At 52.6% G+C, this 16,545-nt stretch carries 10 protein-coding genes and 1 tRNA gene; 2 read left to right on the top strand and 9 right to left on the bottom strand.

The window, feature by feature from the left end; genetic code table 11:
- Window positions 1-28: 28 nt before the first annotated feature.
- Both PJI16_07765 and PJI16_07760 read right to left on the bottom strand, forming a co-directional pair.
- Window positions 29-1,618, bottom strand: coding sequence for a VCBS repeat-containing protein (locus tag PJI16_07765; protein ID MDT3777454.1), 1,590 nt, complete (start codon window positions 1,616-1,618; stop codon window positions 29-31).
- A 1,217-nt stretch (window positions 1,619-2,835) separates the two neighbouring features.
- On the bottom strand, window positions 2,836-5,658 hold the full coding sequence (locus tag PJI16_07760) for a hypothetical protein (GenBank protein MDT3777453.1): 2,823 nt from the start codon (window positions 5,656-5,658) through the stop codon (window positions 2,836-2,838).
- Between the two features lie 757 nt (window positions 5,659-6,415).
- On the opposite strand from PJI16_07760, the gene PJI16_07755 reads away from it, so the two are divergent.
- Complete coding sequence (locus PJI16_07755) at window positions 6,416-7,981, top strand: glucan biosynthesis protein D (protein MDT3777452.1); 1,566 nt, start codon at window positions 6,416-6,418, stop codon at window positions 7,979-7,981.
- Between the two features lie 272 nt (window positions 7,982-8,253).
- On the opposite strand, the gene PJI16_07750 is transcribed toward PJI16_07755, so the two are convergent.
- Window positions 8,254-8,330, bottom strand: a tRNA-His gene (locus tag PJI16_07750).
- Between the two features lie 238 nt (window positions 8,331-8,568).
- Between PJI16_07750 and rpsT the strand changes: the two genes are divergently transcribed.
- Window positions 8,569-8,841 carry a 30S ribosomal protein S20 gene (rpsT, locus tag PJI16_07745; GenBank protein MDT3777451.1) on the top strand — a complete coding sequence of 91 codons (273 nt, stop codon included), beginning with the start codon at window positions 8,569-8,571 and terminating at the stop codon, window positions 8,839-8,841.
- 24 nt (window positions 8,842-8,865) lie between these two features.
- Here rpsT and holA read toward each other — a convergent pair whose 3' ends face one another.
- The 6 genes from holA to PJI16_07715 all read right to left on the bottom strand — a co-directional run bounded on the left by holA (window position 8,866) and on the right by PJI16_07715 (window position 16,418).
- Window positions 8,866-9,957, bottom strand: a complete 1,092-nt coding sequence (gene holA / locus PJI16_07740; GenBank protein ID MDT3777450.1) for a DNA polymerase III subunit delta — start codon at window positions 9,955-9,957, stop codon at window positions 8,866-8,868.
- 49 nt (window positions 9,958-10,006) lie between these two features.
- The gene (gene lptE / locus PJI16_07735; GenBank protein MDT3777449.1) at window positions 10,007-10,690 is read right to left on the bottom strand and encodes an LPS assembly lipoprotein LptE; all 684 of its coding nucleotides are present in this window, start codon (window positions 10,688-10,690) and stop codon (window positions 10,007-10,009) included.
- A gap of 31 nt (window positions 10,691-10,721) precedes the next feature.
- Entirely contained in the window at window positions 10,722-13,352 is a 2,631-nt protein-coding gene (leuS, locus tag PJI16_07730) for a leucine--tRNA ligase (protein MDT3777448.1), read from the bottom strand.
- A gap of 310 nt (window positions 13,353-13,662) precedes the next feature.
- Window positions 13,663-13,911, bottom strand: coding sequence for a hypothetical protein (locus tag PJI16_07725; GenBank protein MDT3777447.1), 249 nt, complete (start codon window positions 13,909-13,911; stop codon window positions 13,663-13,665).
- Between the two features lie 338 nt (window positions 13,912-14,249).
- The gene (gene uvrC, locus PJI16_07720) at window positions 14,250-15,992 is read right to left on the bottom strand and encodes an excinuclease ABC subunit UvrC (GenBank protein ID MDT3777446.1); all 1,743 of its coding nucleotides are present in this window, start codon (window positions 15,990-15,992) and stop codon (window positions 14,250-14,252) included.
- Between the two features lie 27 nt (window positions 15,993-16,019).
- Window positions 16,020-16,418: a VOC family protein gene (locus PJI16_07715; GenBank protein MDT3777445.1), complete on the bottom strand. Its 399-nt coding sequence runs from the start codon at window positions 16,416-16,418 to the stop codon at window positions 16,020-16,022.
- Between the last annotated feature and the right edge of the window lie 127 nt (window positions 16,419-16,545).

Genomic DNA, 16,545 nt, shown 5'->3' with positions numbered 1-16,545 from the left:
TACGCGTAGCGTAAACGCCCCATTCGGTCTAAATGCTGCCGGGGAACTCTGTCGAGGACACGGTCAGTCCATCCATGAGCCAGACAGCCACTTGTCCTGTACTGCGATTATGCCAGATCACATCGGCCTTCCCATCGCCGTCTGCGTCACCCACCTGCGCAATCCGCCACCCCGAAGGCATACCTGCCAAGAAGCCCGAAACTTCAATCGCCCCGCCGTTCATCAACCAGATCCCCACCTTCCCGGTACGGGTATGACGCCAGACCATATCGGTCGTCCCATCGCCGTTCAAATCACCAAAACCCGCTTTCTCCCATTCCGGTGCGGTCCCTCCGAGGAAGCCCACTGAGGCAATCGCCGACTCATCCATCACCCACACGGCGGATACCCCGCCGGTATGGCGCCAAATGATGTCCGCAAGACCATCCGCATTCATATCACCTATCCCGACGATCTGCCACGCTAATGGCACGCCGGGCAGGGAACGGAATCGGCTAATTGAGGTTCCATCCATGAGCCAGACCGCAACCGCTCCGTTTTGCGTATTGTGCCAGATGAGATCGGCACTGCCATTGCCGTCCATATCGCCCACTCCCTTAATCACCCAATCCAAGGACGCGCTCCCAGGGAAACTGGCGGACGTGATCGTCAACCCGTTCAAAAACCAGACAGCCACCGCACCATTGAGAGCATGGCGCCAGACAATATCAGACATGCCGTCATTATCCACATCACCCACTCCAACGATCTGCCAATCCGATGAAACCCCACCCAGGAATCCCGACGAACCAATCAGACCGCCATTCATCAACCACACCGCCACCTCACCTGTTCTCACATTGCGCCAGACGATATCCGCCTTGCCATCTCCATTGAGATCGGAATTCACAGGGGCACGGGGAGAGGGTTCCTCCGAAGGAGCCTGAAGACCGAGAAACACCCCAGATTCAGAGGTAAAGCTGACTCCCTTTGGCAGAATCAATCTGATCGTTGCACTTGGATCGCTGACATCAATGAGATTATTCATCTCCACCCTGGCCGACAAAAATGCCTCAATGGGGAGCTCCTGCCCATCAACAACTTTGACCCTCACCTCCAATACCTTTGGCTCCGGTAAAGGAAGGCCGAGGGCCTGATCACTCACATCTCCCAGACGAATGATTGCATTGGTAAAGCAATTGGACGACAAATCCTGACAAGAGGGAAACCCATCGACGCTCATGGAAAACTTAATATTCGCAACCGAGACGTTGGGATCCAGCTTAAATGTTAAACGATCATCAATATGAATGGAGGCCAGTCCCATTCCCGATTGCGAGCTGGCATCGGGAGTCGTCGAGGTCACTTTAAGTGCGAGGGTTCCAGTCGCTAAATTGGCTGTGGCAAAAGCAGAGCCGGCTTCACCATCCGGTCCGATCACCGGACCCGTGTCTAATTGGATTTCAGTACGTCCATTTTCCTCGGCAACTGAATCCCCCCCAATCGGCCCTGATACACCAATCTCGATTTTATAAGCGAGACCTTGTGACGGAAGAAATATGCCAATCATTCCTACCAGGATGAGGGCACTGATGGTCCCGGCCAGAACGGTTACGTGGGTTATTTCGTGTTTGGACATCAATTGATTTGACATAAGTGATTAAATGAGCAACGCTGACTACCCTTATCGGATAGACAACTCCATTCTTAAAATTCGTGTGGCACATTCCAGATCTTCCCTCCCTCGCCATTTCTGTATTCTCTCAAGACTCCTTAAAAACGTTGGAATTTCTCCCTCGCATAGAACACCAATAGAGGCATTCCCCTATTATTTCCCAAAGGCCATTTCCCTATGCGGTGATCAAATTCAGGGAGTGTTGAATAATAATTTCCATGGGCACATTGACCCACAGGCACGTTGCCTATCAGAGGCTCGGGGCGGTTCAAAAAAGCATGCCCTGAGCCTTTCGAAGGGTTCGTCCAGCAAGGCCGCAGTCATTTTTGCGCGCAGAGCGTACTTCCAGTACGTGAGCACGGAAAAATGACGAGAACGCCGCTGGCGGCTTTTTTCAACAGCCCCATTCAAGAATCACCAACAGGAGCCAATCGTTCTCGAAGCTCAGGCCTCCCTTCTACAAAACCTCAACCGAATGTTATGTAAATTCCTGGTTAAAAAAAGAGGGGATCAGCACTGCTGTTGGTTTCTTCGAGCGGGAGAAGAGAAATTAGGCTTGGGCTAAAAGGGGTATGGCGTCATCCTACCCGGAATAGTTTTATCTCGCAGGAGGGTACATGACCCAGACGAAAACATTTTTATAAATTATCAGGAGGAGAAAGGACAGACCATTCACTCAGAAGAGGAAACGCAACAAAACAATAAAAAAAAGAGATGCGTCTCGAAAAACGAAATTGGCAATAGGCATAGACTTAACATAGAAGAGTAGTGCGAGAACCTCCTCACGACCAAGGGCAGACCTCTTGCCGTATTTTCAAGTGAATAAGATGGAGCAACTGAGCCTCCATCCAGCACTCATGTATTTACGGCATGACCTCACATTTCACATGATTCATTGCCCCCTACTGCACACAATATTTCCACATGAAATGTGAGGAAAGAATTTTTTCATGACAAAAGCCTCACACCCGAAGATGTGAGGCTTTTATCAAGAGGCAAGATATTGTCCTACCGCGTATACCTGAGGGATCGCCTTCTGTTGAAACTGCCGGACTGCCAGCCCGCCTTGCTCTGATCTTACTAAAACAACTGTCCCCGGCGGACCTACAATGAAACCATCACTCTCATTTTTGCGATGACGGTTTGGCCTTCAGCATCAAACAATGTCACATCAGATCATCCTATTGTATTTCCCAGTCAGTGGAAGTGCCACGCGGGAATTTAGTATCCATGACATCTTTCCCGTTCATGAGCCACAGCGCCACCGCGCCACTCGCCCGATTCTGCCAAATGACGTCATCCTGACCGTCGGCATTCACGTCACCCATTCCCGTGATCTGCCAGTTCAGGGGCACGCCACCAGGAAATCCGACAAAGGCCACTGTGGGCCCGTTCATAATCCAGATGGCCACCGAACCATTGAGTTTATGGTGCCAGACGATATCGGCCGTACCATTGCCATCCACATCACCGATTTCCTTGATCACATAATTGAGAGGCGCACTCCCTGGAAATCCAGTCGACTTGTGGGTCAAGCCGTCCATAAACCACACCGCCACCGCCCCGGTCGTCGTATTTCGCCAAATCACATCGGCTCTTTCATCGGCATCCACATCACCGACACCGACGATTTCCCATTGCACAGGCGCACTACCAGGGAAGCCCGACTGGGCAATAGTCGACCCATTCATCAGCCAGATAGCCAATGAACCGTTGACCTTATTGTGCCAGATAAGATCTGCGGTTCCATTGCCATCCACATCACCGATTCCTTTGATCACATAACTGAGGGACGCACTCCCAGGGAAGCTAGTCGAGGTGTGGGCCAAGCCATCCATAAACCACACCGCCACGACTCCGGTCGTCGTATTTCGCCAAATCACGTCGGCCTGGCCATCCGCATTCACATCGCCCATCCCCATAATCTGCCAATTCGATGGGACTCCACCCAACACACCGGTCGTGGTCACCGCAGCATCCTTCATGAGCCAGCCCACCACAAGGCCATTGAGACTATTTCGCCAAAGCAGATCTGCCGTTCCATCAGCATTCAAATCGTTGGATAATCTTCTTGCACCGGCATTATTCGCAGTAATGGTCAGCTCGGAACTTGGTCCGAACTCACCGTCCGTCGCGGTCAACCGCAAGACGTATGTGCCCGCTTCGCTGAAACTGGCTGTCGTACTCAGAGCTGACGCATTAGCAAAGGTCACCGTCCCCGGCCCGCTCACTTTACTCCACGTGCTGGTCACCGTCCCCGGCGTGGCCGGCAGACCATCATCCGTCACCGTGCCATTCAGTGCAGCAGTATTCGGTAACGCAATCGTAATCGAAGGCCCCGCATTCACCGACGGCGGTTGATTGCCTGGATTCTGAGTAAACGTGGCCGTCACCGTCCGTGCGGCCGTCATACTCACCGTGCAGGTGCCCGTGCCCGTGCCATCACACCCGCTCCCACTCCAACCCCCAAACGTCGAGCCAGCACTCGCCACCGCCGTCAGCGTCACCGGCGTCCCATTGGCATAGCCCTCGGTACAATCGTTCCCGCAAAAGATGCCCCCTGGATTACTGGTGACCGTCCCACTACCCGTCCCGCCCTTCGTAACCGTCAGGGTCTCTTGCACGGTCGTAAATGTGGCGGTCACCGTCCGCCCCGCCGTCATACTCACGTTACATGTTCCCGTGCCCGTACACCCGCTGCCACTCCAACCCCCAAAGGTCGAGCCTGCGTTCGCCACCGCCGTCAACGTCACCGACGTCCCGTTGGTATAACTCTTGATACAGTCGTTCCCGCAAGCGATGCCCGCAGGATTACTGGTGACCGTTCCACTACCCGTCCCACCCTTCGTAACTGTCAGGGTTTCCTGCACGGTCGTGAACGTGGCGGTCACCGTGTGTGCGGCGGTCATGGTCACAACACACGTACCCGTGCCCGTACACCCGCTGCCACTCCACCCCTCAAAAGTCGAAACGGCACTCGCCACCGCCATCAGCGTCACCGGCGTCCCATTGGCATAGCTCCCAGTACAGTCGTTCCCGCAAGAAATGCCCGGGGGATTACTGGTGACCGTCCCCGTGCCAATTTTCGTGACCGTCAAGGTCCGTTGCACCGGAGTAAACGTGGCGGTCACCGCCCGCGCCGCCGTCATACTCACGATACAAGTGCCCGTGCCCGTACACCCGCTGCCACTCCAACCCCCAAACGTCGAGCCTGCAGTCGGCACCGCCGCCAACGTCACTGACGTCCCATTGGCATAATCCTCCGTACAGTCATTCCCGCAGGAGATGCCCGGAGGATTACTGGTGACCGTCCCCGTGCCAATTTTCGTGACCGTCAGCGTCCGTTGCACGGGAATAAACGTGGCCGTCACCGTCCGCGCGGCCGACATACTCACCGTACACGTGCCCGTGCCCGTACACCCGGCACCGCTCCAACCAGCAAAGGTTGACTGGGATGCCCCTAAACCGGTCGGAGTAGCCGTAAGGGTAACCGAAGAAGGTGGTTGAACTACGTCATAGGGTATGGTTTGGCTATTAAATATAGTGAACGGCGCTGTTCCCGCCCCACTTCCAGCAACCTGTCCCGTTCCCGTTCCCGCAAAATTGACAGAAAGATTGACGGGAGGGGTGACCGGTGGACTGACCGGGACGAGATTAAAGGTTACGGTCACCGCCTTGGCGGCATCCATAACCACGGTGCATTGATCTCCAGAAGTGTTTGCACAACCAGCCCAACTACTGAAGATTGACTGTGATGTCCCAATCCCGGTCGGAGCGGCGGTAAGCGTGACAGAGGAATTCTGATCATAGTCTAGCGTGTTACTCGCAAAAATGTTCAACGTATCAGTCCCCGGAGAATTGGCTTCTACCCTTCCAGTGCCTGATCCTGCAAAGTTGATTGTGAGGACAGTGGCTTGAGCCATGGACGGAAACACTCCCCCTAGCATTACCAGGACAAAAACGAGAGCCCCTAAAGGCAATACCTTCCCGTGAGCTTTCCGCATTGTGCGTCCTTTCTCATTTCGTTTCATCAATATTCTCTAAACCGCTTATGGCTTCTACATCTCTTCAGGCTGTCTGGTTAACAAAAAGGCATTTCTGTCCACCGTATATGGGTTTTCAATTAATTTTCAAGGCGTCGTGATTCGGATCAGGGAAGCCATGATCCTGATGAATATATGGAAAGAGTTTGGAAATTGCCTGGAGCAGGCAGGTAGGCATGTCAGGAAAGGACGTTGGGGGCATGACACTATCCTGGTCCACGATAACTCAGCTTAATTATGAAGAAAGATATCGTAGTCTACATCATTCTACATATTAATGGAACAAAAAAATTCGCTTTGAAAAAACACTCCATTGATCGAACTATTCATGATCATCTCCAAAACACCATTCCGATAATTTCTTCGTCTGACAATCCAGGGTAGTGTGTTTCAATCCCCCTCAAAATTATCAAAAATTCGCGCATACATGTTTATTTCAAGCGTTTTCCCCTCCGATCCCTGGCCGCGCTGATTGACCCTCCGGTGAATTCTTTGGTATTTATCTGACCCTCCCCAAATCCATTTACTATTCTTATCACCAAACGTCGAGCCGAGGGCCAGAATCGGAAGCCCTCTACGGAAACCAAAATATGGCTGTGGATGGTAATTCTTTCATGAGTCCCCGTGTTTTGGCATTGGCTGACAATGCGCCACAAGGGTTAGGGCAAAATCCTATGCTGTCTTCACAGGTTTCTTTCACCTCGCAGGTGGTCCCAATATGTTGAATCGCCGACAATTTCTCGTTGTAATGAGCGCTCTCGGTGCCTTGACTGCCCTCCCCAAGGCGCGAAGTGGAGCCGGGACCTCCGGAATCCAGTTCGATACCGCCAAACCTTTCTCATTTGATGAGCTGAAGCAACGCGCCAAGGCAATGGCCACGTTGCCCTATGAGGAGCCTGTGGTCCGTCATGACGCGGTCTTGGAATCAATCGACTACGACGCCTTTCAGGAGATCGTATTCAAACGCGAGCGAGGGCTGGGCGAAGACGGCAGCGTGAATTTTCCGGCTCAGTTCTTCCATCTTGGCCGCTATTTCAAAGTGCCCGTAAAGATTCATGCTCTTGAGGATGGCCGGTCCCGAGAAATTCTTTACCGTTCCGAGTACTACACCTTTGGCGGAACCAGTCTCGGCAAGGTCTTTCCGGATGATCTTGGCTTCTCCGGCTTTCGCCTCCAGGATGGACCAGGAGCAACCACCGATTGGATGGCGTTTCTCGGTGCTTCTTATTTCCGCAGTTCCGGAGAACTCAATCAATACGGCCTCTCGGCGCGAGGCGTGGCAATCGATCCGGCCCTGCCCACCCCGGAGGAATTTCCCCGATTCACCGAATTCTGGTTGGAGCCGGGCACCCCGGACAGCAAGGAATTTGTGGTCTATGCCCTGCTCGACGGCCCGAGCGTCACCGGTGCGTTCCGCATGGTCTGCATCAAAAACCAGCAGATCCTCATGGATATCGACGCCAATCTCTACCCGCGCCAGGACATCAAACGCCTGGGGATCGCACCGCTGACCAGCATGTTCTGGTATGCCGAAAATAATCGCCATCAGATCAGGGACTGGCGGCCAGAAATCCATGATAACGACGGTCTGACAATGTGGACCGGGGCAGGCGAGCGTATCTGGCGTCCCCTCAACAACCCGTCATCGGTCATGACCAATAGCTTCGCCGATACCAACCCCAGGGGTTTTGGCTTGCTGCAGAGGGATCGCGCCTTCTACCACTATGAAGATGACGGAGTATTCTATGACCGGAGGCCAAGCGTCTGGATCGAGCCGGCAGGTGAGTGGGGCGAAGGCGCAATCCAATTGATCGAAATTCCAACCGACGACGAAATCCATGACAATATCGTCATCTATTGGCTGCCGAAAGAACCGGTTAAGGCCGGCTCCGAGTGGCATTACACCTATCGACTTCATTGGGTCGCGACCGAACCCTATCCGTCCGATACGGTCGCCCGGGTCATTCACACCCGACTGGGCAATGCCGGCGTTCCCGGTCAGCCACGCCCGAAAGGCGGCCGGAAATTCGTGATTGACTTCGAGGGTGGGCCACTCAATGAGATCACCAAGCTGGACAAAGTTAAACCGGTCATCAGCACGTCCAAGGGTCGAATCGACAACGAATACGCCCTGCAAGTGGTCGGCACCAGGAATTGGCGGGCAGCTTTCGATCTCTATGTCGAAGGCAAGGAGCCGGTCAATCTCCGCCTATTCCTGAAGCTTGGGGATCGAACCCTGACCGAAACCTGGCTCTACCAATACCTGCCCTTTACCTATGACTAGTGGACTTGGTTCTTCTCAAAAAGTCATCGTGCCCTAGATCTGATTCCAACCAAAATGAGGCAGGCCAAATGATGACTCGCCTCCAAAGCAACTCATGTGTACATCAAAGTTGTCTGGGAGTAAGGAAGCGAAGCAGCACTAGCGGAATAGAACGTATCATTCCGTCATTATTCGAAAAAAATACCAGGCGGAGATAATGTAGAAAACACGATGGGAGTTTGCGGCATCTACAACATACCTACAAACGGGCTTACGTGGATTATGAAAATAAATGGGGTGAGTGACGGGAATTGAACCCGCGACCTCCGGATCCACAATCCGGCGCTCTAACCAACTGAGCTACACCCACCATCACATGGAATTTTCACGCAGAAGAAGAGGGCAATCTTATCAGAGGGCCGTAAGGGTCGCAAGCCAAATACCACTCGCGCCCACCAACGATATTTGACCTAATTTTTCAAGATAAACTCATCTCTCAATGGTCATGAGGCTTTTTGACCACCACAACAGTTTACGACGCGTTCATTTGACCACTTTCATGCAATTGTGATAAAAAATCGATTCGGTTTTTTTCTCTGGAGGAAAATATGGCTAATCGACATCATTCAGCAATCAAAGCAGCTCGTCAAACTCTGAAACGCCAGGAACGTAACCGGTCTATCCTGCGACGGGTAAGGACCTTTATCAAGAAGGTGAATGGGGCAGTCAAAGAGAACAAGGGCGACGAGGCCAAGGCTTCTTTGCGGGAAGCCACCTCTGAGCTGCATAAAGCGGTCACCAAAGGCACGCTTCATCGGAACACCGCCTCTCGTTGGGTTTCCCGCCTCGCCTCCCGCGTCAATACTCTCTCAACCAAATAATTCGGTTAAAATGGTCACGGAATCTCACACCTTGTGAGGTTTCGTGCGACCAGCTAAGACCTTGGTGCCTTGACCTGCTTTTGTGGCCTGGCACAGTTGGATGACCAGATCATCCAAAATAAGCTTCGGACGTGATGCCTGCCCTCCTTTGAGAGCCGAATCAGCTTGAGCGAATAGTTCCCATGCCCTGCGGAGGAGTGGCTCGTTCCACCGCTGCACCTGTTGGACAAATTCACGGGCACGAAATGGGGGAACTCCTGCCTGGCGTGCGGCCTGTCCCGCATCATGCCCTTCCTGCATCAACGCGTGAGTTTTCCAAATCTTCCGCATCTGCCACAAAAAGGCACCTAACATACGTAAGGGTGCTTCGCCCGTTTCCAAATTTTTTGCCACGATATCCAGGGCTCGCCCCTGATCTCCTCGGGCGACGGCTTCAGACCAGTCAAAGACCGAAATACCAGGCGGTTTTCCCCTAACCGTTTCCACATCCGTGGCGCTGACACGATGTCCTTCCGGCATAAACGCCACCAATTTCTGTAATTCACCAGCCGTCCCATACAACCCTTCGGCAATCTGATCCTTCAATATCTCCAAAGCACTGTCCTCCAACTGCAAGCCTAACTCTCGGGCTCGCTGCGTAACCCACCCTGCTCGCTGCCCCTCAAATACCGGAGAGCATTCCACCACCGTCGCCCGTTTTTTCAGGTCTTGCACCCACTTCGTTCGCCCATCCAATTTCGCCGCAGTGATGACCAGCGTGGTCGTTTCATTGGGAGCCTGAAAATAGGGCATGAGGGCTTCACCATCCCGGGCAGACAGCTTGTCTGCCCATTTAATGATGAGCAGTCGCCTCAGAGAAAAAAACGAGGTTTCTTCAGAAATGGCTAATATTTCCGACGCGTCGGTTTCATCACCATAGACGACATCGACATGAAACATCTGGGAGGAATCATTGGTCGTTGAATGGTCCGATAACTTTGAACCATCCGTTTCCTGACCTGCCGCACGAAGAATGCTCAAGGCCTGATCGCGAAAATAGGGCTCTTCCCCAATCACCAAATACAGAGGGGATAACCCTTGCCGGTTGATCTGACTTTGAAGTTCATGAACTTTCATGGTGAATGCGCCCAAAGCAGGAGAGAAACCTGCCAAACCATTCCGTTAATCAAGGCATCTGGGAACCTGGGGGCAAAAAGTCTCCCTGAGGCGAGATATCGAGGGATTCGTCCTCACTGGATTCCGGATCCGGGACAGCGTCATTTCTATTCCTATCAAAAACCCCCTGATCCCTGGCTCCCAAAAATTGATCGGCTAAGTCGGCAGCCACCTGTATCCCCGCTTGTTCAACGGCCCGGTCCTGCAAGACCCGGTTAAATTGCAATCCAGTCTCGGAATCTGAGGTTGATTTGGCCCCCACAAAGAACTCTGCCGTACTGGTTCCGGCTTGAGACCATCGGACTCTTCCCGTTTTCCGATCCTTCACCCTCACCACCACCCTCACCATCACTCGGCTTTCTTGTGTCTGCGTGCGGGTAAAGGCCAACGAAGGAAGCGAGACCGATAGGATCGCGCCTTCCATAATAAAATCGGCGGAGGCATCATCGACAAATTCGGCGCTTCCGACCGATTGAAACGCCTGACGAAGGTACCTGGTGTATTTGAATTCCAGGTTTGGTTCAAAGCTGTTATTTTTTAGAACAGGAAAGACCAAACGGACCGGCGGTCCTTGCGAAACATGGTCGGCACTATCCCCGACCACCGGACCCGGCCCCTCAACCGTGAATTGGTACCCACATCCGGCACTCAGACACAGGAGCACGACACCCCATCCGCTCAGCAGCCATCTCACCCGCTTAAGAAGCCTACCTCGTGGGAGGGCGTTAAATGACAAAATTCACCAGCTTCTGTTCCACGTAAATAATTTTGCGGGCGACCTTGCCCTGCAACCATTCCACCAATTTGGGATCCGCCTGAGCCCCTGTAATGATTTGCTCCTTTGTCGATCCGGCTGGAACCACGATCTTACTCCGGAGTTTTCCATTCACCTGTAAAGGAATCGTCCATTCGGCGCTGGCCACTAGAACGGGATCAAATTTGGGCCAGGCCTGCCGGCTCATCCCTGGCCGCTTCCCCAGCATCTCCCACAACTCCTCCGTCACATGTGGAGCAAAGGGTGCAAGCAACATCACCAAGGTTTCCATCGTTGTTCGCCACTCGGCTCGTTCGGCAGGGGTTAACGTCTCCCCCGGATGTTCTTTCCAGAACTTATACAACTCATTCACAAATTCCATCAGAGCCGCAATGGCCGTATTAAACTGAAAACCCCGCTCAAGATCCTCCGTCACTTTCTTTATCGTCTGATGCGTGGCCCGTTGCAGTTGAGGGAGAAGCACGGACTCGCCGGATCCCTGATTTGAAGCCGCCCCATTCACGACCGGAAGGAGATCCTGCACCAGACGCCAGACCCGGTTGAGAAAACGGTAGCATCCTTCCACTCCCGTATCGCTCCATTCCAAATCTTTTTCCGGTGGTGCGGCAAATAAGGAAAACATTCTGGCCGTGTCCGCCCCATATCGGTCACACAAGTCCTCAGGGGAGGCAATATTCTTTTTAGACTTGGACATTTTCTCAGTGCGGCCTGTCACAATGGCCTGACCACAGTGAATACAGACGCGCTGTTCACCATTTTTTTTGATTTCAGTGGGAAGCAGCCATCGATGCTCTTCACACCAATAGGTATCCTTGGTCACCATGCCTTGCGTAAGCAAATGGGTGAAGGGTTCATCAGCCGTCGTGAGACCCAGGTCACGTAAAACCTTGGTAAAGAAGCGTGCATACAACAGATGCAACACGGCATGCTCGATTCCACCGACATATTGGTCCACTGCCATCCAATGTTGTGCGGCCTGGGGATTCACCGCTTGTGTGGTGTCTTTAGGCGAGCAATAGCGAAGGAAATACCATGACGAATCCACAAAGGTATCCATGGTATCGGTTTCACGGCGTGCCGGACCGCCACATGTGGGACAGGTGGCTTGTGCAAACGAAGGAGATTCCTTAAGTGGAGACCCACCCTTCCCCGTGAACGGCACATCGTCAGGCAACAGCACCGGCAAGTCGCCTTCAGGGACCGGAACAATGCCACACCGATCACAATACAGCATCGGAATGGGCGTGCCCCAATAGCGTTGTCTGGAGATCCCCCAATCTCTTAACCGAAAATTGATGGTTCGTTTCCCCCATCCCTGTGTTTCCACATATTCGCCGATGGCCTGTTTGGCTTGCGACACGGACAAGCTGGAAAAATTCCCTGAATTCACCAAAAGGCCTGCGTCATCCTGTTCTACATAGGCGGCCTCCAGGGTTTCAGAGGCCAACTTGCCTTCCGGGTCTTGGATTACCAGCCGAATCGGGATGTGATAGGTTTGTGCGAATTCAAAATCTCGCTGGTCATGCGCGGGAACAGCCATAATCGCCCCCGTGCCATATTCATACAACACAAAATTCGCCACCCAAATCGGAATGCGTTCCTTGGTAAACGGATTGATGGCGTAGGCGCCGGTAAACACCCCTTCTTTCTCCCGATCAGCAGCCGTACGGGTCGCTTTATCCACGCGAGACACACGAGTCACAAACTCTCGCACTCCTGCGGCCTCAGGTCTCCCGGTTATCAATTGTTCGACCAGGGGCGATTCCGGGGCCAGACTCATGAAGGTGGCGCCATAAATTGTATCCGGTCTCGTGGTAAACACCCGGATCGCCTGTAGCCCGGCTACGGTCTCCGCTAAGGGAAAATCCAGCTCCACCCCTTCGCTCCGCCCAATCCAATGCCGCTGCATGGCCAGCACACGAGTAGGCCAGGTCGCTAACCGCTCACAGCCATCCAATAATTCCTGAGCATAGGACGTAATCCGGAAAAACCACTGCTCCAATTCTTTTTGAATGACGACCGACTCGCATCGCCAGCACACGCCCCCGTCTTTTCCTTCTTTCTCCAGGACCTGCTCATTCGCCAAGACCGTTTCACAAGAAAGACACCAATTCACTGCCGAGCGTTTCCGATACGCCAATCCACGCTCAACCATTTTCACAAAGATCCATTGATTCCAGCGGTAATACTCAGGCTGGGAGGTGTTCACCTCCCGATCCCAATCATAGGACAGACCCATACGTTGGAGTTGCCTTTTCATATAGGCCACATTCTCTTGAGTCCAGACGTTGGGGTGCACCCCTTTCTCAATCGCGGCATTTTCGGCCGGCAACCCGAATGCATCCCACCCCATTGGGTGCAACACGTTATATCCACGCATTGTCTTATAGCGAGCCACGACATCCCCGATGGCATACACACGCACATGGCCCATATGAATGCGACCAGAGGGATAAGGAAACATCTCCAAGCAATAATATTTGGGCTTATCCGAATCTTCCTGAACTTGAAAAGTCCCGGAGTGATCCCAATATGCCTGCCACTTTGCTTCAACGGTCTGATGATCGTAGGTATGTGCCATGCTTATGCCTTATAAAAGAAGATTCGGTGGTCGCCTCGATGGTGCGCCACAAATACATCCCTGCTTCCTCGTCACATTTGTTAAGGAATGTCGGAATGGGTAAAAATATTTCCTCGTCAAATTGGATAAAGAAATTTGGAAACTGAGAGGATCATTGCCTCTAGATTTGACGTTGGGAAACGCTGATTTTTCCGCAGCATCCTGAGGAATCTAGCATAGAGAAACCCACCCCACAAGCAACTCGCAAGGAGGCCATGCAGACCACAGGATCGCGAATAAATGCACAGGGAAAAGGGGAAAAACAGAAAGGTTAGAAGGACCGCTTATTCGCCTTGCGCGACTTCACGAAAACAGGTGAGGGAGGGCGAGCGGTTGATCCGGAAATGGCACCAACCACTTCCTGATGTTCACGCTGCAATTGACGATGATGCTCAATGAGCGGATCAACGATTTCTCCACACATCAGACACCGCCAACCAGGCATCCAAATCTCGCCACTCGTAGCCATATCTACAAAGTGATCAACTATCATGGTTCCCTGACATCGAGGGCATTGCACCCGTCACACCTCCTCTTCATACGTGATGTGTGTATCCTTCGGTGGAGCCCTCGAAGACCTTAAATCTCTCACTCAGGAGTAAGAAGCCTTGGGTTCGTCGAAAAACGGACAAAAGGAGAATACAACCTCAAGCAAACCCCTATTCTCAGCCTGCTCATCACAGCCAAACCCAATTTTTTCAAGGAAGCGGAAAACCCTCTCGCTCCATACAATATTCCCATGAAGCATTGCGGAAATCCGCCGGCACATGTTTTCGAAGAGGTCCCGGATCACCTTTTGCGAGGATTTGTGGACAGGGACAACCCTGGCCGAGATCAACACAACAGTCTGGCGGATGCTTAGGATCTCACTTTTGAAGTTTTTGTGGCATGCAGGGGTTGAATGGGAATCATCGCGTCGCCACGCAATTTGCGGTGAAAGGTGATCGCAAACCTATGCGCTTCATCCCGGATGGTTTGGACCAGCCGCGTGGCGGGGGATTTGAGGGGCAGGATAATGGGAGTCTTGTGACCTGGCAAAAAAATCCGTTCGTCTTTTTCACCCTTCGCTTTAGCGAGGCCGCAGATGGAGACATGCGAAAGCCCAACTTCCGCCATGGCTTCCATGGCCGCGGCCAATTGTCCGGCTCCACCATCAATCACGACCAGGTTGGGCTCCGGCAACGTTTTTCCTGGCTTGGTAGCCAACGATCCGCCGTATCGGCGTTTCACCACTTCATGCATACTGGCGAAGTCGTTGGCGCCTTCTACCGTTTTAATGCGAAATCGCCGATAGTCGGACTTCTTCATCCTGCCTTGATCCCAGACCACCATGGAGGCGACTGAATGGGTTCCCATGGTATTGGAAATATCAAAACATTCAATGCGAGCTGGAATCTGTGGTACCCCCAGGATCGTCTGAAGCTCTTCCACCGCTTCACTGGATTCGGATTGCACCCGAAGATGTTCCTTGAGAGCCACTGCGGCATTTTCCTGTGCGAGTTGGAGCAAATCATATTTCGCTCCCCGTTCCGGAACTAGGACGCGAACGGTTTTCTCTTTTTTCTCGGACAACCAGCGCTGGATTAGCGATAGATCATCAAAACCCACGGGAAGTAAAATTTCTTTGGGGGGAAGGACGGATTTGGCATAAAACTGTTCAAGCGTCGACCGTACCAGTTCTTCATCAGTGACGCCGTGAGCGTCGGACCAGAAGAAATCCCGACGGCCGATTAACAAGCCGCCTCGCACAAACAGTATCTGCACATCCGCTGCTCCACCAAGTCTAGCCAACCCCATGATATCCTGCTCCCGTGCAGTGATTTGCGCCACCCGTTGTTTGGCCAACATCCGTTCAATGTTCCCTATCTGATCACGTAGACGCGCGGCTTCTTCATACTCTTCCCGCTCTGCCGCTTCCTGCATGCCTGACCGCAATGACTCAAGTAATTCGGTGTCCCGTCCCTCTAAAAACCAACGTACCTGCTTCACAATCTGATGATAGTCCTCCTTCGTCTGATTTCCCGTGCAGGGGGCCATGCATCGCTTGATTTCAAATTCCAGGCAGGCCCGCTCAGCGGTCCCATTTATGTCGATTTTGCAGGTGGCCAGGGGGAACACCTTGCGAATCACTTTCAGCGTGTCACGCATGGCCCCTGTAGGAACATACGGGCCGAAATATAACGCCTTGTCCTGTTTGACCCGGCGGACGATAGACAGCCTCGGGAAATCGTCCAGAATCGGCAACCGGAGATAGGGATATTGTTTATCATCCCGAAGGACCACATTGAACCGGGGACGATGACGCTTGATCAGATTGCTTTCTAACAGAAGGGCTTCGAATTCCGAGTGAGTGATGATGGTTTCCAAATCCGCGATCTGCGAATACAACACCCGGCTTTTAGGTGTCAGATCGGCCCCATGCTGAAAATACGATCGCACCCGGTCCGATAACACGGCGGCTTTTCCAATATAGATAATGTCGCCCCGACGATCCTTAAAGAGATAGACCCCTGGTTGCTTGGGAAGATTATTTAATATTCCGCTCAAGCGACCTGGTTGGTCAGAGAGGACCTGAGGAGTATGTGTGTCTGCATTCATCATTACTTATCTTACCTTGCCCCCCGATGGTCAGACGATGGCAACTCCCGCTGGTCGTTCTATCAACTCAATTTCATAGCCATCCGGCGCATCGATAAAAATAAACCGGCTGCCGGATGAGGATCGAGTGGGGCCATCCGTGATCGGGACACCCTTAACTTGGAGTTCCTGAATCGTCTGTTCCAAATCCTCTACCTCAAAGGCCAAATGCACAAGATCCTCCTGAACCTTAACAGCCCCGCTACTCGGAAAACTGCACAACTCAATCAGTTCCTCGCTATTGGGGACAGCCAAAAATGCCAGATGCGATCCCCGTGGCGACACCTTCTGCTCCACAACTTCCAGTCCTAGGACGTCTCGATAAAAGCCCAGCGTCTGCTCCATGTCACTCACCCGCATTCGCGTATGCAACAGTTTTTTTACCCGCATGCCATTCTCCTTTTCAACATTTATCCACCCGACTTCGTGAACAAAAACCCCCTGCATGCATCGAACATCTTCTCAAAATAGAGAGGAAATCCATGATTACCGGTCAGGAGGCAACACTTTTCGCTAT

The sequence above is a fragment of the Nitrospira sp. MA-1 genome (genome assembly GCA_032139905.1).
GTDB lineage: Bacteria > Nitrospirota > Nitrospiria > Nitrospirales > UBA8639 > Nitrospira_E.
Note: the sequence above shows the minus strand (reverse complement) of the source record. Positions and strands in the feature narration are given on the sequence as shown.

What these genes read in the sequence shown, in the direction of transcription:
- PJI16_07765 (MDT3777454.1), bottom strand. Translation starts at nt 1,618, where the DNA reads ATGTCCAAACACGAAATAACCCACGTAACCGTTCTGGCCGGGACCATC.
- PJI16_07760 (MDT3777453.1), bottom strand. Translation starts at nt 5,658, where the DNA reads ATGCGGAAAGCTCACGGGAAGGTATTGCCTTTAGGGGCTCTCGTTTTT.
- PJI16_07755 (MDT3777452.1), top strand. Translation starts at nt 6,416, where the DNA reads ATGTTGAATCGCCGACAATTTCTCGTTGTAATGAGCGCTCTCGGTGCC.
- rpsT (MDT3777451.1), top strand. Translation starts at nt 8,569, where the DNA reads ATGGCTAATCGACATCATTCAGCAATCAAAGCAGCTCGTCAAACTCTG.
- holA (MDT3777450.1), bottom strand. Translation starts at nt 9,957, where the DNA reads ATGAAAGTTCATGAACTTCAAAGTCAGATCAACCGGCAAGGGTTATCC.
- leuS (MDT3777448.1), bottom strand. Translation starts at nt 13,352, where the DNA reads ATGGCACATACCTACGATCATCAGACCGTTGAAGCAAAGTGGCAGGCA.
- uvrC (MDT3777446.1), bottom strand. Translation starts at nt 15,992, where the DNA reads ATGATGAATGCAGACACACATACTCCTCAGGTCCTCTCTGACCAACCA.
- PJI16_07715 (MDT3777445.1), bottom strand. Translation starts at nt 16,418, where the DNA reads ATGCGGGTAAAAAAACTGTTGCATACGCGAATGCGGGTGAGTGACATG.